This is a genomic window from Myxococcales bacterium (assembly GCA_022184915.1).
Taxonomy (GTDB): Bacteria; Myxococcota_A; Polyangia; order Fen-1088; family Fen-1088; genus JAGTJU01.
This window is the reverse complement of sequence record JAGTJU010000005.1, coordinates 44,121-68,962: the sequence shown is the minus strand read 5'-3', so window position 1 is coordinate 68,962 and position 24,842 is coordinate 44,121. Positions and strand designations below refer to the sequence as shown.

General features: G+C 66.3%; 20 protein-coding genes. 9 read left to right on the top strand and 11 right to left on the bottom strand.

Features of this window, described 5'->3' with window-relative positions; translation table 11 throughout:
- Nucleotides 1–3: 3 nt before the first annotated feature.
- Genes KA712_18770 through KA712_18760 form a run of 3 tightly spaced genes read right to left on the bottom strand, consistent with a single transcriptional unit; the run spans nt 4 to nt 2,643 of the window.
- Nucleotides 4–909 carry a response regulator gene (locus KA712_18770; protein ID MCG5055012.1) on the bottom strand — a complete coding sequence of 302 codons (906 nt, stop codon included), beginning with the start codon at nt 907–909 and terminating at the stop codon, nt 4–6.
- Complete coding sequence (locus tag KA712_18765) at nt 899–1,999, bottom strand: PAS domain S-box protein (protein ID MCG5055011.1); 1,101 nt, start codon at nt 1,997–1,999, stop codon at nt 899–901. Before KA712_18765 ends, KA712_18770 begins: the two co-directional genes overlap by 11 nt.
- Complete coding sequence (locus tag KA712_18760; protein ID MCG5055010.1) at nt 1,999–2,643, bottom strand: response regulator transcription factor; 645 nt, start codon at nt 2,641–2,643, stop codon at nt 1,999–2,001. Before KA712_18760 ends, KA712_18765 begins: the two co-directional genes overlap by 1 nt.
- A 136-nt stretch (nt 2,644–2,779) precedes the next feature.
- Here KA712_18760 and KA712_18755 point away from each other — a divergent pair, with 136 nt between their 5' ends.
- Entirely contained in the window at nt 2,780–3,217 is a 438-nt protein-coding gene (locus tag KA712_18755; GenBank protein MCG5055009.1) for a hypothetical protein, read from the top strand.
- 125 nt (nt 3,218–3,342) lie between these two features.
- Here KA712_18755 and KA712_18750 read toward each other — a convergent pair whose 3' ends face one another.
- The 3 genes from KA712_18750 to KA712_18740 form a co-directional block, all read right to left on the bottom strand.
- A complete protein-coding gene (locus tag KA712_18750) occupies nt 3,343–4,011 on the bottom strand; it encodes a carbonic anhydrase (protein MCG5055008.1) in 669 nt (222 codons plus the stop codon).
- A complete protein-coding gene (locus KA712_18745; protein MCG5055007.1) occupies nt 4,008–5,624 on the bottom strand; it encodes a SulP family inorganic anion transporter in 1,617 nt (538 codons plus the stop codon). The genes KA712_18750 and KA712_18745 overlap by 4 nt, the downstream gene beginning before the upstream one ends.
- Nucleotides 5,625–5,784: 160 nt before the next feature.
- On the bottom strand, nt 5,785–6,162 hold the full coding sequence (locus KA712_18740; protein ID MCG5055006.1) for a hypothetical protein: 378 nt from the start codon (nt 6,160–6,162) through the stop codon (nt 5,785–5,787).
- Between the two features lie 786 nt (nt 6,163–6,948).
- Between KA712_18740 and KA712_18735 the strand changes: the two genes are divergently transcribed.
- Complete coding sequence (locus KA712_18735; GenBank protein ID MCG5055005.1) at nt 6,949–8,022, top strand: porin; 1,074 nt, start codon at nt 6,949–6,951, stop codon at nt 8,020–8,022.
- Nucleotides 8,023–8,134: 112 nt separating this feature from the next.
- Here KA712_18735 and KA712_18730 read toward each other — a convergent pair whose 3' ends face one another.
- Together KA712_18730 and KA712_18725 are read right to left on the bottom strand one after the other, a co-directional pair.
- Nucleotides 8,135–9,076, bottom strand: a complete 942-nt coding sequence (locus KA712_18730; protein MCG5055004.1) for a succinylglutamate desuccinylase/aspartoacylase family protein — start codon at nt 9,074–9,076, stop codon at nt 8,135–8,137.
- Nucleotides 9,077–9,098: 22 nt separating this feature from the next.
- On the bottom strand, nt 9,099–9,875 hold the full coding sequence (locus KA712_18725) for an alpha/beta hydrolase (GenBank protein ID MCG5055003.1): 777 nt from the start codon (nt 9,873–9,875) through the stop codon (nt 9,099–9,101).
- 184 nt (nt 9,876–10,059) lie between these two features.
- On the opposite strand from KA712_18725, the gene KA712_18720 reads away from it, so the two are divergent.
- Nucleotides 10,060–11,175, top strand: coding sequence for a glycosyltransferase (locus tag KA712_18720; protein ID MCG5055002.1), 1,116 nt, complete (start codon nt 10,060–10,062; stop codon nt 11,173–11,175).
- 53 nt (nt 11,176–11,228) lie between these two features.
- On the opposite strand, the gene KA712_18715 is transcribed toward KA712_18720, so the two are convergent.
- Together KA712_18715 and KA712_18710 are read right to left on the bottom strand one after the other, a co-directional pair.
- On the bottom strand, nt 11,229–12,029 hold the full coding sequence (locus tag KA712_18715) for a metallophosphoesterase (protein ID MCG5055001.1): 801 nt from the start codon (nt 12,027–12,029) through the stop codon (nt 11,229–11,231).
- A 204-nt stretch (nt 12,030–12,233) separates the two neighbouring features.
- Nucleotides 12,234–12,434, bottom strand: a complete 201-nt coding sequence (locus KA712_18710) for a hypothetical protein (protein ID MCG5055000.1) — start codon at nt 12,432–12,434, stop codon at nt 12,234–12,236.
- Between the two features lie 191 nt (nt 12,435–12,625).
- On the opposite strand from KA712_18710, the gene KA712_18705 reads away from it, so the two are divergent.
- Complete coding sequence (locus KA712_18705) at nt 12,626–14,188, top strand: cryptochrome/photolyase family protein (protein ID MCG5054999.1); 1,563 nt, start codon at nt 12,626–12,628, stop codon at nt 14,186–14,188.
- Here KA712_18705 and KA712_18700 read toward each other — a convergent pair.
- Nucleotides 14,172–16,403 (bottom strand): hypothetical protein, encoded by a 2,232-nt coding sequence (locus KA712_18700; protein MCG5054998.1) that lies wholly within the window; start codon nt 16,401–16,403, stop codon nt 14,172–14,174. The genes KA712_18705 and KA712_18700 overlap by 17 nt on opposite strands.
- 240 nt (nt 16,404–16,643) lie before the next feature.
- Between KA712_18700 and KA712_18695 the strand changes: the two genes are divergently transcribed.
- The 5 genes from KA712_18695 to KA712_18675 all read left to right on the top strand — a co-directional run bounded on the left by KA712_18695 (nt 16,644) and on the right by KA712_18675 (nt 24,835).
- A complete protein-coding gene (locus KA712_18695) occupies nt 16,644–19,862 on the top strand; it encodes a PDZ domain-containing protein (GenBank protein MCG5054997.1) in 3,219 nt (1,072 codons plus the stop codon).
- Between the two features lie 121 nt (nt 19,863–19,983).
- Nucleotides 19,984–20,967 (top strand): hypothetical protein, encoded by a 984-nt coding sequence (locus KA712_18690; protein MCG5054996.1) that lies wholly within the window; start codon nt 19,984–19,986, stop codon nt 20,965–20,967.
- Between the two features lie 75 nt (nt 20,968–21,042).
- A complete protein-coding gene (locus KA712_18685) occupies nt 21,043–22,515 on the top strand; it encodes a potassium/proton antiporter (protein ID MCG5054995.1) in 1,473 nt (490 codons plus the stop codon).
- 191 nt (nt 22,516–22,706) lie between these two features.
- Complete coding sequence (locus KA712_18680; protein MCG5054994.1) at nt 22,707–23,324, top strand: RNA polymerase sigma factor; 618 nt, start codon at nt 22,707–22,709, stop codon at nt 23,322–23,324.
- 8 nt (nt 23,325–23,332) lie between these two features.
- Entirely contained in the window at nt 23,333–24,835 is a 1,503-nt protein-coding gene (locus tag KA712_18675; GenBank protein MCG5054993.1) for a FecR domain-containing protein, read from the top strand.
- The last annotated feature ends 7 nt before the right edge of the window (nt 24,836–24,842 follow it).

The window sequence follows — 24,842 nt, the reverse complement described above, 5'->3', positions numbered from 1 at the left end:
GACCTAGCCCGGGTCCGACGAGCGTCGAGCGGGCGCCAGCGGCTCCAAGGAGGCAATGAGGCGCACGAGCGCGCGCCGGCACGCGGGCCAGGGGCGCCGCACGCTTTCCTCATTCCCCGTCCGCGCTGCTCGTTCCAGACGCTCACAGGCGAGCACGGTCTCCGTGGCGCCCACGAGCTTCGCGTGCCCCTTGGCCTGGTGAGCCAGCCCCAGCACCGTCTCGGCGACGTTGGTGTTCACGGCGACCTCGATCGCGGCGATGAGCTTACGGAGATCTTCCACGATCCGGGGTGCGTAGCGGGACAGCAACGATCGCCCGGAGGCGTCGACGTGCCGCTCCAGATCTGCGCGCACATGCTCGTCGAGCGCAACGGGCCGCGAGGGCGGGCGGGGCGCCCGGCGGGCAGGCGCTTCCGTGCGCAGGCCTGCCAAGTACGCCCGCAGGACCTCGAGGCGCAGCGGTTTGCCCAAAAAGGCGTCCATGCCGGCGTCCAGGCAGGCGCGACGATCATCTGCCAGAACGTTGGCGGTGAGCGCCACGATGGTGGGTTTTCCACCGTGAGCGAAGCGGCGTTGCCGAATCGTGCGGGTCAGGGTGAGGCCGTCCATGACGGGCATCTGCACGTCCATCAGCACGAGATCGTAGGCTTTACGCTCGAGGTGAGCGAGCGCCTCGGGACCGCTCGGCGCCCCTTGCGCTTTGTACCCAAGCACACGCAGAAGCTCGAGGGCCAGCGCCAGGGCCACGGGGTTGTCTTCCACGACCAGGATCGCGAGCGGCGGCAAAGCGGCTGCCCGCCGCTGCGGCCGTGTGTCCTTTAGGGGGGGCGTGGCCTCGACGAAGGGCAAGCTCAGCGTGAAGACGGAGCCGTGCCCCGCCCGGCTCTCGGCCACCAGCTCACCGCCCATGAGCTCGGAGAGCCGCCGGCTGATCGCCAGGCCCAGCCCGGTGCCCCCAAAGCGGCGCGCCGTGGACGTATCGCCCTGCGCGAAGGGGCGAAACAGGTGCCGCAAGCTGTCGGGTGAGATCCCGATCCCTGTGTCGGCAATCGCGAACGAGAGGTGGACCCGGGCGTCGTCGTCGCTCTTCGGGCCCCCCGCGGGCCACGTGCAGTGTGACCGATCCGCGCTCCGTGAACTTGAGGGCGTTGCTCACGAGGTTTGCCAAGATCTGCCGCAAGCGATGGGCGTCGCCCGACACGCAAAGCCGTGCCGCGGGCGCAATCTCGGCCGAGAGGGTCAGTCCCTTGGCCTGGGCGAGCGGGCGGGCGCCGTCAACCACGTGCGCCACCACGTCGGACACCTCGAACGGCAGCTCTTCGAAACGCGGCATGACCGCCTGCAAGGCCGAAAAATCCAGGATGTCGTCCACCACCTTGAGAAGCGCTTCGTTTTGCTGCCCCAACACCGCGAGATAGCGTTTCTGCTTGGGTGTGAGCTTCGTCTTCGAGAGCAGCTCGGCGTAGCCCGAGATGCACTGGATCGGAGAGCGAAGCTCGTGGCTCATGTTCGCGAGGAACTCGCCCTTGGCACGGCTCGCCTGCTCGGCCGTGACCTTGGCCTGGCGCAACTCATCTTCGGCCTGCTTGCGCGAGCTGATGTCTCGCACGCTCGTCCGGTAGCCCCGGCAGATCCCTGATACATCGAAGAGCGACTGCCAGGAGATGGCGCCCCAGCCCACGGTCCCATCCTTGCGCTGCACACGGAATTCGAGATCGTTGCCGCTGCCCCCCTGGTGCGCGGTCCGCAAGGCGCGCCGGATGCGGGCCCGGTCCCGCCGGTGCACCAGCGGCAGGGGGTAGTCTTGCATGGCGAGGCATTCGGCCACCGTGAAGCCGGTGATGCGCTGGACCGCAGGGTTGATCCAGCGGGTCGTGCCGTCGACATCCACCCAGCTTTCCCAGTCGTAGGTGTAGTCGGCGATGGCGCGAAAAATTTCGGCGGGGGCGGCAGGCTCACGGGCCGCGCGGGGCGGTGGGATGCGCGACCGAGTGGGCATCAGCACACGTCGGGCAGGTCGGCGTTGATGAGTCCCTGCTCGATCGCGTACCGGGTCACTCCCGCCACGTTGTGCACGCCCAACTTGGCCATGATGCTGACGCGGTGGTTGGCCACGGTCTTGGCGCTCACGCTCAGGCGGGACGCGATCTCCTTGCTGCTCAGCCCTTGCGCCACCAGCTGCACGATCTGGCGCTCGCGAGGGGTGAGGCTCTCGGATACGGGGTTTTGAGTCACCTGCCGTAACAGGGTTTGCGATGTGGCGCAAAAGAAGGTGCCACCGGCCTCGACCCGCCGCACGGCCTCGCGAAGCTCCGACAAGGGCATGCCCTTCATCACGATGCCGTCCACCCCCAGCCGCACGGCCTGCTGCACGACCTCGGGGCGCTCGCTGCCGGTCAGCAGGAGCACTTGGGTGCGGCGCAGGGGCGCGCCCAGCTGGCGCAGCATCTCGAGGCCGCTCATGTCGGGCAGGACCACATCCAGGACCAAGAGGTCCACGGCCAGCGCGGGCAGGGCCGAAAGTGCATCCTGCCCCGAAGAGAACTGGCCGACGATCTGATGCCGCTCGTCGGTGAGGAGCTCAGCCACCAGCTCGCGGAAGATGGTCTGGTCGTCGACGAGGGCGATGCGAACGTCAGCCACGGAGCCCTCGCTCGGCGGGGCAGGTGGAAGAGGACCCGCCCACGCGATGCAGGCACTTTTCCCTCTGCCTTCTGGGGTGTTTGCCCCATGGGGCGCCTACACGGCCCGGCCCATAACTAACGACGAGGACATGAACATGAAAAAGCTCGGCTCCATCGTTGCAACCAGCCTTCTTTCCTTTGCCTCTACCCTTGCCCTCGGGGGCACCTTCGGTGCAGGCCCCGCGGAGGCCCAGGCCTCGAACGGCGGTGTCTGCGCAGGCGTCAGCGCTGATCTGGGGCAGGTCGAACGTGTCAACGAACTCAGGCGGGAGCGGCGCATCGGCCGCGCCGTCGTGCTGCAGCCCTCCGGCGCCCAGCTTTTCGTCCGGGCGGAGCCAGGAATGTCTACGCCTTACCTTCAGCGGGTGGTGAACTGCCAGCTGGCGGAGGGGCAATCGGGTCCGCTGGCGGTACCCGGCGTGAAGGCCACCGTCTCGCAGGAGGGTGAGCACTTCGTGGTGGTCATTCTGGCGCCTGACGTGCCTTCGGCCAAGGAAGTTCAGCAGCGCGCATCCACGCTGGCCAGCCGCTAGGGCTGCGCTGTATCGGTAACGAATCAAGCTCATTGGGGGGAACGCCCGTCCGGCTCTGCTGGGCGGGCGTTTGTTTTTGGCTGAGCGCCGCGCCAGGCCGGAGCCGAGCGCAGCGTTGTGTGAGTTTAGAGCGAGGCGGATATGCGGGGCAACTCGGAGGCGGTACCCAGGTGTAGCTTTTCGGTGACGCCCTCGAACTGGCCCGAGGTGGCGTCGTAAGCGAAGACTTCCCCAGTCTCCAGTTTGTAGACCCACCCGTAAAGCTGTAGCCGGTTCGCCTGCAGCCGCTCGGCCACCAGGGGGTGGCTGCGCAGGTTCTCGAGCTGCACCAGCACGTTTTCCTGGATGGCGATGTTGAGCAGGTCGGCCTGACTGGCCTCGGGGTAGTTTTCATAGAGCACACGCCGGGTGCGCTCGGCTTGCCCCAGCCAGGCCTTCATGGCGGGCAAAACGTCGAGGTCGGTCGGGGACACGAGGCCTTTCATCGCGCCGCAGTGGGAGTGGCCGCAAACCACGATGTGCTCGATGGACAGAGCCGTGAGGGCGTACTCGATGCCCGCAGCCTCCCCCGAGTGGGACTGTCCGTAGCGCGGAACGAGGTTTCCGGGGTTCCGCAGAATGAACAGCTCTCCAGGTTCGGCCTGGGTCAAAAGGTTGGGATTGATGCGCGAATCGGAGCACGTGATGAACAGGGTGTGCGGCGCCTGCCCTTCCGCGAGCCCGGCGAATAGCTGCTTGTGGGCTTGGAACGCGTGCTCCTGGAATTGGTGCACGCCCTGAACGAGTTTCTTCATGTCGTCTCCTGTGGCTGTGCCGAAAGGCTTCGGGAACCGTGTGGCGGCGCATTGGACTTCACGATATGCAGGCGACGTGCCTCCTTGATCGTGGTGGCGGGGTTGTGACAAAGGAAGCGCAGCTGCTCCCAACCGATGGACGCGCGTCCACCCTGCGCGAGGTGTTGCTTTTCCCAGCTCGTCAGCAGCGCGAGCGAGGCATGGTCGATGTAGTCGAGCTCTTCGAGTTCGACGATGAGCTCGTGCGCCGCCGGCACCGATTCGAGCGCGTGACTGAGCTCGGGAAGCCGCAAGAACGTGGCGGAGCCCGAAAGGTGAATCGTGGTGCGCTGGTTACCGTGGTCGTGCCTGACCTCGATGCGGATATGCGTAAACCGATAGAGCAGCTTCACCATCGCAAGCGCGATGCCGATCAGGATTCCTTTGAGCAAGTCCGTGGCCACGATGCCAAGCACGGTGGCGAAGAAGATGAGCACCTCGCCCCGCCCGTACGCGCGCAGCTCACGCACGCGCTTGGGTTCGATGAGCTTGTAGCCCGTATACACCAGCACCGCGGCCAGGCTGGCCACCGGGATCCAGCGCAGCACCTGCGGGGCCAGGGCCACGAGGGCGAGCAACCAGGCGCCGTGCAGGATGGCGGAAGCCCGCGTCTTCGCCCCTGACTGCACGTTGGCGCTCGAGCGCACGATGACACCGGTCATGGGCAGAGCGCCGAGCAGGCCACAGATCGCGTTGCCTATACCCTGGGCCGTCAGCTCTTTGTCGTACTTCGTGCGCGGTCCGCCGTGCATGCCATCAAGTGCCGTCGCGCACAGCAGGGTCTCGGCGCTGGCAATCACCGCCAGCGCCAGCACGGCCATCCAGGCGGCCGGCGAAGAGAGCACCCCGAAGGCCATCCAGCTGGGCACGTTTGCCGCGCCCGCCAAGCTGTCGGGAACGGCCACGCGCGCAAGAGGCAGGCCAAACACCGCCGCTGCGGACGTGGCGGCCACCACGCCCATGAGGGCGCCGGGCAAGGCGCGCAGCCCCCGCGGTGCGAACCTGTTCCAGAGGAGCAGCACGGCGATCGTGAGGAGCCCCATCGCGGCCGCAACGTGAGGGGTCGCGCCCTCGGGCGGGAACACGACCTTCCACGCGGCGCCGGGAAGGCCGATGAGGTTCTGCAACGGCGAGCCCTTGGGTGCCTCATCGATCATCACGTGCAGCTGGCTGGCAACGATGAGGACGCCGATGCCTGCGAGCATGCCGTGAATGATCGAGGGCGGTACGGCCCGAAACCAGCGCCCCATTCTGAGTGCACCCGCCAGCACCTGAAAGAGACCGGCCATGAGCAGCAGCGGTCCTAGCGCTTGGAGCCCGAAGCGGCCCACCAGTTCCCAGACCACCACGGTGAGCCCCGCAGCGGGCCCGCTCACCTGAAGCGGCGACCCGGCCAGCACCCCAACCACCAGACCGCCCACGATGCCCGTGATGAGCCCCAGGGCGGGAGGGACCCCCGAGGCCACGGCAACACCCATGCATAAAGGAAGAGCGACGAGGAAAACGACGAACGACGCGAGGAGATCGGCGGGAAGGCTGGTTTTGATGTCACTGAGTTCGGAGCGGAGGCCCATGACGGTCTTTCGGAATGGGAAACGGAATGGGAAATCGAAGGCGAAGTGCAGGCCGGGGCTGCGTGGCTGCCCGCCGAGGGCCGCGCGACGGGCATAACCCGCAGTCGCGAAGCCTGGGCGCGCGCCTCGGCCCGGGAGCGAGGGGAGGCCGGAGAGGGGCTCAGCTCAAAAAGCGCTGGTACGCGATGTGGGCGGGCTGAGACCGCGGGACGGTCAAACCGGCAAAGACGTGAGGGGCCCGGGCCAGGGGGACCCCGGCGCCGGCCCTTACGAGGACGGACGCCGGGCGTTTTCCAGAACCCGGGGCTTTGGCCAGCCGCGCGGCCTCCGTGCCTGGGCCTTCTCCGGGCTCTCCGGATTCCGGTGCAGGCGCCTCCGCGGGCTCCGGTTCAGTCCGCTCGGCCGGGGAGGACGCAGGCGGGCTCGACGTGCCGACCGTGCCGGTGGGGCGGAATGCTCCCTCGTTCGGCGCGAAGACGCCGAGACACGACGCGAGCGCCACCACGAGGGCGACGAGCGCGTGCAGGGTCGTGATCATCCGCCTTGAGGACATATCGATTTTTTGATCATATCGCATCGGCTAGCCCGTTGCCCGGGCAAGCCCCAAAGTCGGTTGGCCTCTCCGAGACGGGCTGTTACCCCGACATGCCTCGCGCACCAGGCGCGCCTTTCGGCACGATTGTTTCAAGCCCACGACCTGCGGTCGGCCTCGGTGGCCGGTTCGCGAGGTGTGCGGTTGAAACCTGAGGCTCGATTGTAACCAAGACTGCCGGATACCTGGCGAGATGAGGCGCGACGGGGGCCTCCCGCTGTCTCGGGCAGGGGAACCGTCCGCGCCTGGGGCCGTCCGGGGCGCGGCAGGGCGCGAGGCTCGCAAGGGCGTTCGTGTGCGTTCGCGGGCGGCTTTCGAGAGGCAAAGAGGCACGGAAACGCGTGAATCTCCCCTCGATCTGGCTATCTATTTCCTGGAAGTTAACGGTTGGATTCCGTGACGTAAGCGCAACAGGTCCGCCACGTACCATTTGCCATGTGGGGTAAAGAAAGGCATCGACCTTCACACGCTTCCCGTGTTCAAACGGCACCCGCTTGGATCGTGGTGCGTGAGGCGCAAGCAGGGGTTTAGGGGCGCAAAACGTGCGATTGCTGCTTCTTCACTACCTCGCTTGTTTCGGACGCGTTTCTTAGCGATTTCACTGTGGCTAACTCTGTTTCCGAACGCTTTCGCGTGCTTTACAGCGTGGGTTGCGCTCACTACTTTCGACTTGCACACACCAACACCCATAGGGAGAAAGCGCAAATGACTCGTATCTTTTCAGCAGCTGTCGTGACAACGCTTCTTGGAGGCACTGCCTTCGCGCAGACCGCGGAGGCCCCGGCGGCCCCGTCGAGCGGCCTCAAGATCTCGATGTTCGCGGACGCCTACTACAATTACTCGACGTCGAAGAACTCGGCGACGCAGCCAGGTCACCGCGCCTACTCGGCGGCAAACGGTTTTTCCCTCTCGTTCCTCGGGATCGACACTGTCTACGAGACCGAGCACTTCGGCGCCACCGCTTCGCTCCGCTTCGGCCCATCGGTTCCGATCTTCTACGGACGTGGGACGGAAGCCGGTCAGCTCGGGCTCGGGATTGAGAACATCCTCCAGGCTTTCGGTACGTGGAAGCCAACGAGCTCCTTGAAGATCGACGTGGGTCAGTTTGGAACCATCTTCGGCGCCGAGGTTGCGGAAAGCTGGAAGAACCTGAACTACACGCGCGGTGGTCTCTACTACGCCATGCAGCCCTTCTGGCACACGGGCGTTCGGGCCGCGGCCGCCGTCAGTGACGAGTTGACCTTGACCGGTATGGTGGTCAACGGCGCCAACAACATCGTTGACTCGGGCGATGAAACGCCCTCTGTGGCCCTCCAGGGCGCGTACGCCATGGGCGATGTCGCCGTGATCCTCGGGTACATGGGTTCGTTGGACCCGGAAGCCGACTTCTTCGATCACTTCGTGGACTTGGTGGCGACGGCTGCAATTGGCAACCTGAGCCTCGTGTTCAACGCCGACTACGGCATGAACACCAAGCGCGTCGACAGCGCCGGTAACGCGCTCGACGATGGCACGTGGTACGGCGCGAGCCTAGCCGGCGGTCTTGGTCTGACGGACCAGCTCGGCGTGGCTCTGCGTGGTGAGTATCTTGGCGACCCGGACGGCCTCATCTGGGGTGCAGAGGACAACTACCTCATCACGGGCACTGTGACCCTCGAGTACAAGCCTTACGAGGCCGGCAATCTCGTCATTCGCTTGGACAACCGCTTCGAGAAGTCTGACGCTCAGATCTTCGCAAATCGCGACGGTGAAGGCACGGATACCTGGTTCCAGAGCGTCCTGGGTCTGGTCGTTCACACCGACTAGTCCCCCTTTCGAGACTCCACATAAACGAGCTTAGTCGGGGGGGCCGAGATGCCCTCCCGATTTCGTTTCGAAGGCAGAGTTCTTACCTGCCCCCGTACGGCAGCCCCCGCGCTCAGGCCGGCGTGAGCGCCGGTAGCTTCATGTGGGCCGCGCGATCCAAGAGCGCGCGCATGCCCGGCACCAGATGCCCCACGGTGGTTTCGATGCGCAGTGGGTTCATCCAGCAAAACGGGTTCAGCAGCCGCAGCGGGTGAAAAAGTCTACGGTTCAGGGCGCCCACTTCGATCGTCATGGCGAGCGTGCCGTGCTGATCATCGAGCCAATCATCCATGTCACCCACCGTGGGATAAAACTGCGAGGCCTGCCGAACGGCGTAGCGCGCGCCCTGGATGTCGGCCGCAAACGCGTTGGCCAGGTCGCTGTACACCGCGTAGCGCCGGTTTGGCTGCTGAGAAAACGCCCACGGGTAGAGGATCATGTTGCCGAAGCTGTGAAAGCCCAGAGACAGATGGGGCTCGAGGGTCTCCACCACGTTCCTCACGGCCCGGCTCTCTGGCTCCGAGAAGGGCTTGGGGCCCTGGTAGTGCGGGGAGCCCTTCCAGGTCGAACCCGAAAACAGGTGGCGCTTTTCCAGCGGGGCCACGTGGGGAAAGTTGCGGTTCAGGTCCACCCCGCGTGCGTTCGTGCGCCGCAGGGCCGGCCAGCCCCGATCCAGGTGGTTCATGTTCCGCGTGAACGCATCAGGATTCAGGATGGGCAGCACCACGAGGTGCAGCTCATCAAATAGCTTTTTGCCGGCGTCCGACGCGCCAAGGTCCCGGAGCACCTGGTAAAGGGCCACAGACCCAATCACCTCGATGCCGTGGATGAGGGCGCTCAGCATCACCACGGGGGCGCCCTTGGTGCCCAGGTCGAACCTGTAAATGGGCCTGCCCTCTACGGAGTGCCCCGCGATCGACTCTTCCCCGTTCAGGTGGTGTGCGAGGGTGCGCCATCCCGCCTGAAAGCGGGCCGCCGAGGGGTAGTCACCCACGAGGCGTTTTTTGAAGAGCACACATGACAGTTTAGCGACAATTTCAAGTCTTGATTGTTACATTTTCCGAAGCCGCCCAGGCGCCCAGGCGATCCAGCACCCACGCAGGCTCGTCGAGCGTCAGGTCGTGTCCGGCCTCGGGGTGGATGAAAATCGGAGACCCCAGCGCCTGCGCAAGTCGCTGTGAGCAACTGGGGTGCACGAGCGCGTCCCGTGCGCCTGCCAACACCAACGTGGGAATGGCCAGGGGCATGACGAGCGGGCGAAAGCGCTGGGCCGCCAGCAGTTGGCGCCCCAAGGTGTGCCGCGACACCGGGCGGGCTTCCGCGGCCTGGGTCCACGCCGGCAGCGCCGCCTTCTGAGCCGCCGGGTTTGCCGACGTGACTGCCAAGGTGAGCTGCTCGCGCATGCCCGCCGAGCGTGCCCGCGCAATTTGCACGAAGGTGCGGAGCGCGCCCGGCCGCAAGCGTCGCCACGGCGGCGAAAGGCTGCCCACGCTTCCGCTCAGCAGAGCCAGCCCGGCCACGTCTTGGGGGAACTGCAGGGCCCAGGAAAGCGCGACCATGCTTCCCAAGGACAGGCCCACCAGCCACAAGCGGCGCGCCCTGATCTCCGGGTCCAGTGAGGCGCGCACCGCTTGGGCGATCTCGGGAATCGAAGCCGGGCTTTTCGCCGAAAGGCGGGCCCCTGTGCCAGGAAGATCTGGCGTGCAGATGGACCATCCCGCAAAGCGCGCCGCGAGCTCGGAAGGCAGCTCGCCCCAGTGAGAGGCTTCGCGCCCCAGGCCGCGCAACAGTACCCACGCTGCTTCAGTCGACACGATGACGAAGCATACGGCGCGTGCGCCCCTTGCGCTCGAAGCGCCAACCCCCGCGGGCCAAGGACGCCCCACTCCTTTGTACGCCGCGCGCGAGCCGAAACGGAGTTGCGACTGAATCGTCACGCGCGCCGCACGGAAGGTTCATGGACTGCCGGGAAGATATCAACCCCAAGGGACCATCAACATGGCTACGATCTTTTACGGATTATCGGGGGAGGGGCGGGGGCACGCCACACGGGCACGCACGCTCGTCGAGGGCTTGCGCAAGCGCCACAAGGTGGTGGTGTTCGCGCCTGATCTGGCGTTTGCGCTGCTCGAGCCGGTGTTTCGCGGCACAGACGTGCGGGTCGAAAAGCTCGAGGGCCTTCAGTTTTCCTACGACCGGCACGGCCGTGTGCGGCTGCTGGGCACGCTGACACGGAACGTCTCCTACCTGCGACAAATGGCACCGCGGGTGTCGGCGCTGCTTCCGCACTTCGAGCGCGAAAAGCCCGACCTCGTCATCGCAGACTTCGAGCCCTTGCTGCCGCGGGCGGCGCGGCTTGCAGGCGTGCCCTTCGTCAGCTTCGACCACCAGCACTACCTGGTGGTGAACGACCTCTCTTCGCTGCCCCTGGGCCTTCGGCACAAGGCCGCGATGGCGGCCCCCGTCGTGCGCGCCCTTTACAACTGGCAGGTGGAGACGGTGGTTTCGTCGTTTTATCGCCCTGCACTCAAGCCAGGTCTGCACAACGTCTCTCAGATCGGTGTGCTCTTGCGCCCCGAGCTCTTGAAGGTGCGGCCCCGCCGCGACGGTTATCTCCTGGTGTACATGCGCCGGCACCCCGCCCCGGGACTTTTCGATGCGCTCACGGCCACAGGCCTGCCCGTGAAGGTGTACGGACTTGGTGCCCGACCCGCCGAAGGCAACATGCGCTTCTTCGCGGTGGACGAAAAGCGCTTCATGGACGATCTGGCGGGCTGCGAAGCCGTGGTGAGCACGGCAGGCAACCAACTGGTGGGTGAGGCGCTCTATCTGCGAAAGCCCGTACTCGCGATCCCCGAGCCTCACAACTTCGAGCAGGCGATCAACGGCCACTTCCTCGAACAAAGCGGTGGCGGTCGGGCGCTGGGTCAGCAGGTGCACGTGCGCGACATGTTGGCCTTTCTCGACGACCTTTCGTTGTTCCGCAGCCGCATCGTTCCGGAGTCGGTTGTGGGGAACCGCCAGGCCCTCGACGTCATCAGCCGCTGGCTTCCCCCCACGCCGGTGCTGGTCCCCAGCCTGGCGCATCGGCGGGCCGTGGCCCTCGCGGGCTGACCGTTCGCGCAGGACATCGGCAGGGGGCGTGTGTGCCCCCCGCCCGTCGCGCCTCAGGCCACCACGTGAACGGCTTCGGCCGCCACGTGCCGCGCCTGGCGACTCACCCGCGTGTGGCGCCACCACACGGCGGGACCCTCGAGCTGTCCCTGCGCGTGGGCGAACACCCGGGCCACACCCATCTCCGTGCTGCTACCCGCGTTGAAGATCCGAAGCGGACGCGGCGTGTCCTCGAAGAGCGAAAACGAGCGGGGGCGGTGCCGGTGGCCGTGAAGCACCAGGTCGCAGCGGCCCGCCAAAGATCTCAGCAGGGTCCACCCGAGTTCCAGCTCGGCCGTCCATCGCCAGCCAAGCCACGACGACAGGAGCTCGGCCGTGTTGTCCTCGGGAAGGGGCAGAGGGTGGTGGTGGAGCAGCAGCACCACCAGGTGCCCCGCCGGCGCGTGGTGGGCGGCTTCGAGGATCGCCTCGATGTCCTCACCCGACATGGCTCCATGCCCCGCGAGCCAGGAGCGGTTGTGCGGGCCCGTCGAATCGAAGCGGATCAAATATAGACCCGGCAGGCACTTCGTTTCGACGCGGGCGCCCTGTTGGATCTCGCCCGCCACGTCGTGGCCCAGGCGATCGTGGTTGCCGGGCACGAGCGTGAGCCGACGCGCGGCATGCAAAGGGGCGAAGATTTCGTGGAAGCGTGACAGTTCTTCCCGGCGACCTCTGTTGGTGAGGTCGCCGGTGACCACGACGTGGTCGATGCGTTCGACCATCGCCCTGTCAACGAAGGCCTGGGCACACCGTTCGTCGGCGGCGCTGCGGCCTATGTGCAGGTCGGAAAGATGAATCAAGGACTGGGGCAAAGGGTCCCTCCTCCAGTCCCCAGGATGCTCCCTGCCGTCTTCGTTTCGGCGGCGGCCGGGTTGCGTGTTGGAAACAAACCTGCGTCAGGGGCGCTTCGCCTGAGGCCGAAAAGGAAAGGCGCCGCCTCCTCACGGAATGCGGCGCCCTTCGTCGAACTTTCTACAATGTTTTCGGTCGTTCACGCGTTCGTCGGGTGCCTTGGCTCACCACATCACCCCGCTGTTCCGGCGACGCCGCCGGGCAGCGAGAGAAGCATCCACGCTTGCCAGGAATCGCGCCGCCCGCTCCCGCCGCTCCCGCCACCCACCGTCCCACAGCGGCTCCGTCGCGCCCCGGTTGGCCTCAGCTTTGGCCTCCGCACCCTTGATGTCCTTACCCCTGTCCTTCACGTCGAACCCAAACACCGTTGACTCCTTTGCTACCGGCTCCCTACACGGCCTCACACAACCATCCTTCTACCCTTTTAGTGATACCACGCCCGTCGTGACAGGATGGTTAAACCGATGTTTGCTTTTCGTAAACTTTCCGAAGGAACTTGAAAGGACGTTTCTCTCTGTGGCCGTCGCGGAGGGTCTGCGGAGGGCATCCAAAGGACATGGTTCGTGAGGCGCATACGGCCCTCGTGGTGCTGGGCAATCAGCTCTTCCCGCGCAGTCACTTGGCCAACCTGCGGGGGGCCGAGGTCTTCATGGCGGAGGACGAGGGACTTTGCACCTACGTGCGGCATCACAAACAAAAGCTGGTGTTTTTCCTCGCGGCCATGCGGCACTACGCCGAGGGGCTGCGGCGTGTGGGCTTTCGCGTGCACTACGAAGCCCTGGGCCGTGAGCCGAAGGGCGCTCCGGGAAGCTACGAAGACAAGCTTGCGGCGTTCGTCGAGCGGCAGCGCGTTCGCCGGCTCGTCATGTTCGAGGTGGAAGATAGCTTCTTCGAACGCCGCCTCGTCGACTTCGCGCGGCGCCAAAGGCTCGAGCTGCAGTTCATGGCGAGCCCCATGTTTTTGACGGCGCGGCCGGTGACCGATCTCTTTCTGTCGCGCCAGCGCAAGCCGCTCATGGCGAGCTTTTACAGGTGGCAGCGCCGTAACCTCGACGTGCTCATCACGAGCGCGGGGGCTCCCGTGGGAGGGCGCTGGAGCTTCGACCAGGACAACCGCAAGTCGCTGCCTCCACAGTTGGCGCTGCCGGCCCCGTTGCGCGTTTCGCCCACGGAGCACGTGCGTGAATTGATACCGCTCGTCAACCAGCGTTTCGCGCAGCACCCGGGTGAGCTCTCGGAAGGAACCTGGTGGCTACCTGTCACGCGCCCCGAAGCGCTCAGCTGGCTACAGCGCTTTTTGGAGGAGAGGTTCCCCCGTTTCGGCGACTACGAAGACGCCCTGTCGTCGCGCTCGCCCACGTTGTTTCACGCCGTGATCTCGCCCCTGTTGAACGCGGGGCTTTTGACGCCCGCCGAGGTGGTCGAAGAGAGCCTGGCGGCCGCGCAGCGCAACGGTGTGCCTCTCAACGCCGTGGAGGGCTTCGTGCGCCAAGTCATCGGTTGGCGCGAGTTCGTGCGTGCCGTCTATCACCGGCACGGCGCCTGGGAGATGGCGCAAAACCACTTCCATCACGAGCGCCAGCTCACGCCTGCGTGGACGGAGGCGCGAACCGGCATTCCTCCGCTCGACGATGTCATCCGCAAAGCGCAGCGGATGGGCTGGGCGCACCACATCGAACGGCTCATGGTGCTGGGGAATCTCATGACCCTTTGCGAGATTGAGCCGCACGCTGCGTACCGCTACTTCATGGAGATGTTCGTGGACTCGAGCGATTGGGTCATGGTGCCCAACGTGTTCGGCATGGCGTTGTTTGCAGATGGAGGCCTGTTTGCGACGAAGCCCTACGTCTGCGGCAGCAACTACCTCTTGCGCATGTCCGATTACGAGCGCCCCACGGGCTTGCGGGGGCCGCACAACTGGTGCGACGTGGTCGACGGGCTCTATTGGCGCTTCGTGGACAAGCAGAAGGAGACCTTCGCGAACAACCCGCGGCTCAAGGTGCAGCTGCAAAACCTCGCGGGCATGCCGGGGGAAAGAAAGACGATGCTGTTCGAGGCGGCCGAGGCCTTTTTGGCGCGTTACACGCGGCTTGCCGCCCCCGTCAGGCGCGCCGTGTGAACCGTCGCGCGCGGGCAAGCAAGAGAGCGAGCGCGGCGAGGCTCCACGGGGCGTCCGCCCCTCCGCGCGGGCCTGCGAGGCTGCAGCCGCCTCCGTCGTTGGGTTTGACTTCCGGTGGGACACCCGGTGCCGGGGCGCCGCATGCGGGCAGCTCACCCATCAAAAACACGTCGTCGAGTGCTGCCTCGACCACGGTCTCCGAAAGATCGCTGTCCTCCGCCACGAAGCGAAAGCGCACGCTGGACGCTGCGGGGGCCAGCGCCAACGCGGGCGCGAGCGGGGCCAAGCGGCTCTCCCAGCCGAGCGCCAAGGTGGCAGGCACGCGATCCACCTCCACCCAGGGCCCTCCGTCGAACGACGCCTGCACGTAAAAAGCGTCCCCGGCGCCGGGCACCAAGACCTCCCTCTCGAAGCCTGCGGCCACGAAGTGAAGCTGGTACGAGAGCCGCGGGTTGCCGAGGCCCGCAAGCGGCATGGGCGGCGATTCCAGCGTGGTGCGCCCCACCTGGGGGGCCGTGGTGTCGAAGTCGAGGTCGTTGGCCTCGGGCCGCGGGCCCGCCGCGGCCCCCGTTACGAAGGCCCGCGTGCCGGAAACGGCGCCGCCGGGTTGCAGCACGAACTGGAACGCTTCGGTCCGCTCGGGTGTTCCCCACTCCCAGGCCCCCACGAGGGCCGTGTCAGTGCCGTCGGGGTTGATCGTCCACGCGGCGGGCGTGCCCGCGTCTTCGAGGTCGAAGCCCGCGCCCCTGGCAAGGCCCACGGACACGTCGTAAAAGCCCTTGGAGGGTCCTAGCCGCCCGGGCGCCTCGAAATCGATCTTGTGGGGCGCTCCACACACGAGCGTGGCCGGGAGCTGCGCGGTGAAGCTCACCACGGTCGCTTGACCTGGGGCCAGGGGCGGCGTCGACACGGGGGAAGGCGAGAAGGTGATGTCTTCACCCCGCGCGGACACGGTCGCAACACCGGGCTCGGTGCCCACGTTGGTCACGGGCAGCGTCACCTGCACTTCGTCTCCGGGGGCCACCACGCCTGCGGGGCGACCCGCCGCGGCCAAGGTGGGCGCGCCGAAGGTAAACGCTTGCCCTCGGCAGGGGCGCAAAAGCTCGGTACAGACCTTGCCTCGCCCCCCGGCCGAGGCGTTGTAGAAGCCGTCCCAGGGGGCACGGGTGGTCTCGACCCGAAACGCTTCGCCCAGCGAAAGGCCGAGACCCGATCCCGGCGGCGTGAGGAACACCACACCCATCCTCAGGTCCTCGGCCGCGGGGCTGCGGGCCGGCTCTCGCGGGCCCAGGGCGCGGACGATGTCTTCGCTCGTCACGTTCGTGCGCTTGGCCGTGTACCGGCGTCCCGGGGAGAAACGCGCGTTGCGATCGATGGACCCACCCGTTTCATCCCGGAACTCGTCGAGAAGGAAGAACGCAGGCACCTCGCTGGCCGAGCGTAACCCCATGGCGTACTGATCCGCCGTGCCGTAGCGCTTGTTGGCATCGAGCACGGTGAACGTGCCATCACCGTTGTCTTTCCAGTTGAGTCCGTCGAGGAAAGAGCCCTCCGACTGCACCCAGGGCGCCCAGTGCGCGTTTTGCCGCAGCAGCAGGTCGGTGCGGTCGGCGGCGTCGTCGGGAAACCGGTATTTGAAGTAAAGCGCCCAACGATGGGCGGCTTCCTGGGCCCACACGGAATACAGGTCGTTGTCCGGGTCGTTGGCGGCGTCGCGACCATAGACGTTGATGCGCTTCATGTTGAGCATCGACTCCATGCGACCGCTCGGCGAGCCAAATTGACGGGTCTCGTCCCAAAAGCCGAGGCCAAGGCCGCGAATGTCGTTCTTGACGGGTTGCTGGTACGCCAGGGCCTGCTGGGACAGGCGATCCGTGAAGCCGAGGAATACGGCGATCTGGTCGTATTCGTCACCGAACGCGGCAATGAAGCGGCTGCTGATCTGGGCGAGGTTGTCCTTGTTGAGGCCAAAGCCCGTTCCACTTGGGGTGGTCGTGAGCTCGTCGCCTTCCAGAACCGCCACGCTGCCCACGATGGTGAACCCCGCGGCCACGCCCCGCGCGTGACCCGCGCCTGCGCGAGCCGCCGCAGGCGCCGCGGGCCCCGTTGCCATTTGCCCCCGCGCGAGGTCGAGCCAGGTCTGCCGGCCAAGGGTGAGGCCCTCGCCATGTCCGCCCCAGAGATTCACCTCGTGGGGAGGCGGGGAATGGTCCATTGCGGGCGGGGGTTGTGATCCAACGGTGGGGGCATTCCTCACGGGCTTCGCCGCCAGAAGCATGGGAAAGGTCACCGCCGCCACACGCAAACATGCCCTCGTCCGGGAACGATCGAACCGCATTGAACCTTCATTTGACACCAAAGGTGGGGTTCCCGGCCACCTTTACGGACAGCCACCGAAATACTGTGACCCTCCCGGATGCCAAGAAGGCGCCCCGGGGCTATGATTCAATCCTACATGGACTTGGCAGACGATCCGTCACAAGCGCCCAAGCCGGAGTCATTCATGCGCCGCTTCCGAAAGCTCGTCGTGTTCGTTGGGGCTTGTGCACTTGCCCTCGTAATTTCCGTCTACAACCGGGGACAGGACCTGACGGTGGGGGCCAACCCCCCGCTGCGGGCCGCCGTGAGCAGCCAGTCCGCCGCTTACGACCTGTCGCAGCTACCCATCTTCACCCGCACGCTGTTTCACGTGCGCGAGAGCTACTTCGATAAAAATCGGCTCAACCCCAAGCGCATGCTGGTGGGGGCGCTCGATTTCCTGCAGAGGGACGTGCCCGAGATCCTCATCGACCGGCAGCCCGAACGCGACCCCAAAACGGTCACGGTGCGGGTCAACGGCAAGGAGAAGGCCTTCTCCCTCGAAGGCGTGGATGCACCGTGGAGCCTGCGCAGCAAGCTTCAGGAGATCTTCAAGTTCATTCAGCCCAATCTGCACCCCGTGGCGCCCAGCGAAGAGGCAGCCCGGCTGGTCGAGATTGAGTCGGCCGCGACCAACGGCATGCTCTACACGCTGGATCCGCACTCGGTGCTGCTGGACGTCGAGAGCTTCAAAGAGATGCGCATGACGACGCAGGGCAAGTTTGGAGGCCTGGGCATCGTCATCGGCATGGACAAGAAGAACCGGGTGATCGTGCGCAAGCCCATGCCCAACACACCGGCGATGCGCGCAGGCCTCAAGGCCAAGGATCACATCATGCGCATCAACGACGAGTCCACCGTCAACATGACCTTGACCGACGCGGTGGAACGCCTGCGTGGGGACGTGGGCGCGCCGGTCGACGTCTACATCCAGCGGGCAGGTGCCAAGACCCCGAAAAAGTTCACGATCGTGCGTGACGCCATCCGGCCGCCCTCGATCGAGCCTCCGCCGCAAGTGTTGAACGCCCCTGCCAAAAACGGACGGCCCGGGGGCAAGGTGGGCTACGTGCGGATCGTGAGCTTCACTGCGAACACGGACGCAGATCTTTCAAAGGCGCTCGAAATGTTCGAGAGCGAGAAGGTCAAGGGCATCGTGGTCGACCTGCGCTCGAACCCCGGGGGGCTTTACGACCAGGCCCAAAAGGTGGCCGATGCGTTCATAGAATCGGGTGTGTTGGTCTCCATGGTGGGTGTAGGCGGTACGCAGCGGCGCGATGAGCATGCGTCTCGGGGTGGCGATGTGAAGGTGCCCCTGGCGGTGCTGGTGAACCAAAACTCCGCGTCGGCTTCCGAGATCGTGGCGGGCGCCATCAAGCACCTGGATCGCGGCGTCGTGATTGGCGACACCACCTTCGGCAAGGGCTCTGTGCAGATGCTCTTCGACATCAACGCACCCGTGAAGCTGGGCAACAACAAGGGCGGCGATGACAAGCTTGGGCTCAAGCTCACCACGGCGCAGTACCTCACTGCGGGCGACATCTCTATCCAGGGCGTGGGCGTGACGCCCGACATCGAGCTCGACCGCCTTTTCGTCCAAAAAACGGGGGACGAATCCCGCATCTACCTTCAGCCCTCGTCACACCGCCGGCAGGAGAGCGACTACGAGTGGCACCTGGAGAACCCCACGGCCACGAAGGCCGAGGCGCCACTCGAGAACGTGTCCTACCTCTTCGAGCAGCCTCCCGGTAAGGAAGCGCCCAATCTGGACGAGTCGGAAGAGGACGTCATCGACGAGGAAAGTGCCGCGCTCGAGGGCCCGGAAGATGCGGAAGGGGAAGACGAAGAGGAGGACATCTACGGCAAGCTGAACCTCGACTTCAGCATCACCTTCGCCCGTGACTTCCTGGCGCAGGCGAAGTCGACCCGACGTACGCCGCTCGTGCAGCAATCGAAGAGCTACCTCGAAGAGGTGCGGGCCGAGCAAGACGCCAAAGTGGTCGAGGCCCTCTCGAAGCTGGGGGTGGATTGGAGCGCAGCTCCGTCGAACCAGCCAACGGCACGTTTGACGAGCGCACTCGAGGCGTTGGGAGGCCCGAAGGTGAAAGCGGGCGACAAGATCAAGTTCCGGGGAACCGTGAAGAACGTGGGCACCACCACGGCGTATCGCGTGCGCACCGTGCTCAAGAGCGACGACTCGCTCTTCGACGAAAACGAGATGGTGTTCGGCAAGCTTGAACCTGGGCAGAGCAAGTCCTACGAGCTGTCCGTGCGCATCCCCAAGCACATGGCCACCCGAACGGACCTGATTCGCACGGAGTTGTCGGCGCAGGGGCCGATCGAGGCCGAGCCCGGCAAGCTGGCGGTTGACATTGCCGGCCGCGCTCGCCCGCTCTTTGCGTACAACTATCAAACCATCGACGACGGCGAAGGCAGCAACCAGGACGGCCGCGTGCAGCCCGGAGAAAAGCTGCGCATGCTGGTGAAGGTGAAGAACATCGGGGCCGGCGCCGCTTTGCGTCCTCAGGCCATCATCCGGAATGGCCCTGGTCAAAACGGCGTCTTGATCTCGAAGGGGCGCTTCGAACACAAAGAACTGGCCCCGGGCGAAGAGTGGCCCGTGTCGTTCACTTACGAGCTGGGGCCGGAGTTCCAGGGCAAAGAGTACACGTTGGAGCTGTCGGTGGTGGACCGCGTCCTGGGTGAATCCGTCGGTGACAAAATCAAGGTGAAGGTGGCCAACGAGGGGCGCGCCACCGAGGCCGCTTCGGGCACCGCCACGGTGGCGAAGAGCACGGCAGCGTTGAGGGAAGCGCCCATGGAAGGCGCGCTCGTGGTGGGCCGTGCGCCCAAGGGGGCGGCTTTTCAGGTGACGGGCCGGCTTGGTGCCTACACCCGGGTGACTTTGGAGGAGGGGCATCCCGCCTTCGTGTCTACGGCGGATCTGCAGCCGGGGGGCCCACCGAAGCCCACTTACGAACCCGTTTGGCAAGTGACGCCCCCCGTGCTGACCGCAATGGCACCGACCACGGTTTCGAACCCGAGCGTGACCGTGAAAGGGCAGGCCACCGACGACAACGAGGTGCGCGACGTGTTCATCAGCGTGTGGAACCGCGACGCGAAGATGCCCGCGCGCAAGGTGTACTACCTGCGCAACTCCGGGGACCCACGCAAGCTCACCTTCGCGGCCGACGTGCCGCTATGGCCGGGAAGCAACCTGATTCAGGTGTTTGCACGCGAGACCAACGAGGTGCAGTCGCTGCAAACGCTGGTCGTACGACGCGCCGATCCCGCGGTGGCGGAAGCCCCCGCTCGCTGATCCCGGCGGTTCGCGGTGGGCGAAGGTGCGCCGCGACCTCGATCAAGCCGCCCCCCGTCGGGGTCCCCGCCGGGGTGACGTGCCTGTCGACGCTGCAGCATCCGTTTTTTTGACGTAACGGATGCACGCGACGCCCCCACGGGGGTCCACGTTGGACGCGGGGGTGAACGTGCTGCGAGCCTTGTGTGTGTCACTGTCGCTTCTCTTTGGGGGAGCCGCTCTGTCTTTGGGCTGTGGAGGCGAGGAGCAAACCGGCTCCGAGCCCGCAACGGGAGGCGTGTCGGGGGGGGGCGCCGGGGCAGACGCCGGTGGTGGACGGCCCGTGCCCCGTGGGGGGGCGAGCGGAACGCCCCAGGGGGGGGCGGGTGGTTCGAGCGAAACGCCACCCGGTTCCGCGGGAGGGTCACCCATGGTCCCCGGGGGCGGAGGTGGCGGTCCGAGTCCTCCCGTGGCGGTCGCGGGGCCCTGTGGCGACTCCCCGAAGGCCACGGCCGCCCAGGCCGGTAACGCGCCCTCCGTGTACAAGGGCGCGTGGACGCCTGCACCCACCGAAGCGTGCAGCTTCGTGGACGCCGAGAGCCGCACCGTGAACCTGACCGCGGCACAACATCGTATGCTGTTTCGGGTCAACGAAGTGCGGGCGTTGCAGGCCGCCGAGGATGGCCGTGCGCGTCCCATGCTCGAGGCGGACTACTGCCTCCAAGAGTTCTCACAGGGATACACCGAGAGCGATCCCAGTGGCCATAGCCCGATGAACCTCAGCTGGTACCCGATGCCCAACGGCGGGCAGGGCACCGGCGGAAACTTCATCGGTGAGAACTATGGCGCTCATGGTGGTTACACCAGCGACGCCATGGCGGCCGTGGATCGTCTCATCAATGGCTGGTGGAATTCTGGCGGTACCGATAGCGGGCACCGGGGCAACATGTTGAATCCGCGCTGGAAGAAGGGCGGCATGGGCGTGGTGATCCAGGGTAGCTCGGCGCTGAGCGTTCAGACCTTCAGCCGCGAATACGCGAATTGGTTGTGGGGATGGGACCCTTGTACGAAGCCGCCCAAACAGAACGATCCTCAATCTACGATTCCCATGCCGATCAAGCGCTAGCGAGTCACACGGGAGCGGTCGCGGCGGGGGCCTGCCTTGCCGCTGTGCGAGCCTGTCGCTATGCCTTTGCTTGGCATGGCGGAACCCAACGCAACGGCGCTCGTGTTGCTGGCCACGGGCGTGCTGCTCATGCTGAGCGCGCTGGGGACCCGGGTGAGCGGAAAGACGGGCCTGCCCGTGCCCCTCGTGTTCTTGGGCATCGGGATGCTTGCCGGGTCGCAGGGTCTAGGGAAGATTGCCTTCGACGACTTCCATCTGGCGTTTCGTTTGGGTACGGCCGCGCTTGCGTTGATCTTGTTCGACGGTGGCCTGAACACCACACTTGCCGTCGTCACGAGCCATTACAAGCCCGCCGCGGTCCTTGCCACTTTGGGCGTGCTGCTCACGGCCGCGGTTTTGGCCCTTGCCGCGCGGTCGTTCGGCTTTCCCTGGACGGAAGCGGCCCTGCTCGGCGCGGTGGTGTCTTCGACCGATGCCGCGGCCGTGTTTTCAGCGCTCCGCGCGAGTGGTGTTCAGCTCACGAAGCGGCTGGGCATGACCCTCGAGCTCGAGTCCGGCCTCAACGATCCCATGGCCGTGATTCTCACGATGTCCCTGACGTCGATGCTGGCGACGGGCGCGCCTTTCGGGTGGAAGGTCCTCGTGGACGTGCCCGTGCAGATCTTGGTGGGGGGGGGCTTCGGTGTGGTGGTGGGGTTGCTGGGGCGTGTCCTTCTCCGCAGAGCGCGCCTTGGCGCGGTGGGGCTTTACCCGGTCATGTCGGTCGCCGTGGCCCTCGTGGGCTTCGCCGTTCCTACGCTGTTTCAGGGCAGCGGTTTTCTCGCCGTGTACTTGGCGGCGATGGTCATGGGCGGCGGCAAGCTGCCCTACAGGGCGGGGCTCATCCGTGTGCACGATTCAATCGCCTGGTTCGCGCAGGTCGGCATGTTCCTGATCCTGGGCTTGCTGGTGTTTCCCGCCGAGCTGCCGAGGGTGGCGGGGTCGGGCATTGCTTTGGCTCTCGTGCTGGCCTTCGTGGCGCGGCCCTTGGCCGTGGCCTTGTGCCTGCTCCCGTTTCGATTTGCGGCGAAGGACACGCTGTTCATCGGGTGGGTCGGCTTGCGGGGGGCGGTGCCGATCGTGCTCGCCACCTATCCCGTGTTCACCGGCGTGGAAGGGGCCCGCGAGCTGTTTCATCTGGTGTTCTTCATCGTCCTCGTGAACGTGGTGCTCCCGGGATCGACGCTGGGGTGGGTCACCCGCCGCCTGGGGCTTGCCACCCAGGGGCCGGCCGCGCCCGCCGCCTCCCTGGAGATCGCGTCCAAGGACGACATCGAGGGAGATATCCTGAGCTTCTACATCGGGAAGGCCTCGGCGGTGGCCGGGCACGTGCTGGCCGACATTCCCTTTCCCCCGGCGGCGGCGGCCATGCTGATCATCCGGGGACGGGGGCTGGTGGCGCCTCGCGGAAACGTTGCGCTTCTGCCCGGCGACCACGTTTATGTGTTCTGCAAGCCCGAAGACAACGCGACGCTCAGGTTGCTGTTCGGCACGGAAAGTGGCGGATGAGCCGCGCGCCGCGGGCCAGCGGAGATGCGCTGCGTGGTCTTTTCCGGATAGCGGCACGTTCGTGGGAGCGAGGGGCGCTCCATCTGTCCCTCAATCCGCCGAAGATAACTGAGCCGTGCGTAGGCTCTGGGGCGTCTCCCGTCCAAAGGCACGACCGCTTGCGCTCATCGAATACACCCCCCCTGACTCTCGTGAGGGCACCGTTCCCTGCTCCCGAGACGCGCCCCGAGGCGGAGATCGTGGCCGCGGCCATACAGGGCTCGTCGCGCGACGCCCTCGAGCTGTGGGACCGCTACGCCCCTCTGGTGCGGCGCTTGATGGCCAGGGGGCTCGGGTCGCGGGCTGATGCGGACGACGGCGTTCAAGACGTCTTCATCAAGGTGTTCCGGAGCCTGCCCAGCTTGAGGCAGGCCGAGTCGATCCGAAGCTACGTCGTGGCCATCACCATGACGACCATTCGTACGGAGCTCCGGAAGCGGAGGCTGCGTCGGCTTTGGGGTCTGGAGAGCCAGGGAGGCACGCTTCCCGAGCCCCCCACGGCTCCGTCGGACGTGGGGGTGCGTTTGGCGCTCAAACGCCTCGAGGCGGCCCTGGACATGCTCAAACCCGACGATCGGATCGCCTTCTGCTTGCGCCACGTCGAGGCGATGGAACTTACCGAGGTGGCATCGGCCATGGGGTGGTCGTTGGCGAGCACCAAAAGGTATCTGACGCGGGCGAAACAACGGCTTTGGGTCCTCGTTGGCAAGGATCCCGTTTTGGCCCCCTACCTGGAATCAGCGGGTGTGGTCGGGAAGGAAAGACTATGACAAGGAGGATGGACGAGCGTGAGAACCTCTCTGCGGGCGCTTTGAGCGAGTCCGCAGCCGACGCGCTTGGGGCACTGGTTCGCGAGGGCAACCCTCCGCCTTCACTTCTGGAGGCCCACGAACAGCGACGCAGGTTCGCCTTGGCGTTCGCAGCCCGGCGCGATCGCAGGCGGCCTTTCGGAGCCTGGGCGACGGCCTTCGGGGTGGGGGCTTGCTGCGCGGCGCTCGCCATGTTCGTGTGGTCGACGTGGCGGCGGGACGAGGCCCTCACGGTGACGCAGGGCAAGGTCGAACCCGTGACGATGCCCTCCGTGAGCCGGCCTGCCGTGTCCGCACCCTCGGTCGGTGAGACGTTGCCCGAAGGCACCACCTTGACCTTCTCCGAGGGCACGGTCGCGGCCGTGGGCGCCAAGAGCCGGGCTGTGATCTCGCAGCTCGGTCAGCACGGTGCCACCTTGACCCTGGTGCAGGGCGTGCTGAACCTTCGTGTGACGAAGCGCCCACGCGCGGCATGGCGGGTGGAGGCGGGGCCTTACCTGGTCGAGGTGACCGGCACCGTCTTCGACGTGCACTGGCAACAGGAGACCGGCGACTTTCGGGTCGATCTCCGCTCCGGGAGCGTGCGGGTCTCGGGCCCGGGGCTGGCCGCGCGCACGCCGCTGCGCGCGGGGCACCGGCTGGTGGTCGAGGCGGGCAGTCCCTCGATCGAGGCGCTGAACGCCGAGACGGTGCAAGCCGCCCGGGTCACGCCTGCTGCCAGCGGGGACCGTCCGCCCCTGGCCTCGTCGCAGGGCGCGCGGAGGCTCCGCTTGGCGAGTGGCCCGCAGCCTCGTCAGGTGGCACGGGCCCCACGCGAGGCGCCGCCGGCCATCGCCGAAATTCCCACGTGGACGGGTTCGTGGGAAGCCGCGAAGCCCCTCGACAGACCACGGGAGGCGCGGCCCGAAGGGGCCCGGGTCGCGCCCGAAACGAGCCCGCCTCCGGCCGAGACGGCGGTCGTGCCTCCCAGCTTCGCCCCGCGATCGCGGCCGACCACGACCTGGGAGGAAAGGCTCGTGGCGGGGGAACACGACCTGGTGGTGTCGGAGGCGGAGCGTTTGGGGCTTGATGACGTGCTTGCTTCGCGGCCGCTATCCGACCTCAAGGCCCTCGCTGACGCGAGCCGCTATTCACGCCGCCCGCACCTGGCACGCCGGGCGCTCGAGGCCCTCCGCGCGCGCTTTGCCCGGTCGCCCGCGGCGCAGATCGCCGCCTTCGAGCTCGGGCGCCTGATGGACGATGGCGTGGGAACTCCGGAGCAGGCTGCCCGCTGGTACCACGACTATCTGAAAGAGGCGCCCAAAGGGGCGTTGGCCGAAGAAGCCCTGGCGCGGTTGATGGTGGCCCGCACGCGCCAAGGCGAGGAAGGCCAGGCCAAAGAGGCGGCCCGACGCTACTTGCGCGAGCACCCGCACGGCAGCCGGGCACCCTTGGCCGAGCAGATCCTGGGACGGGGAGCAAAAAAGCCCTAGCGAAACG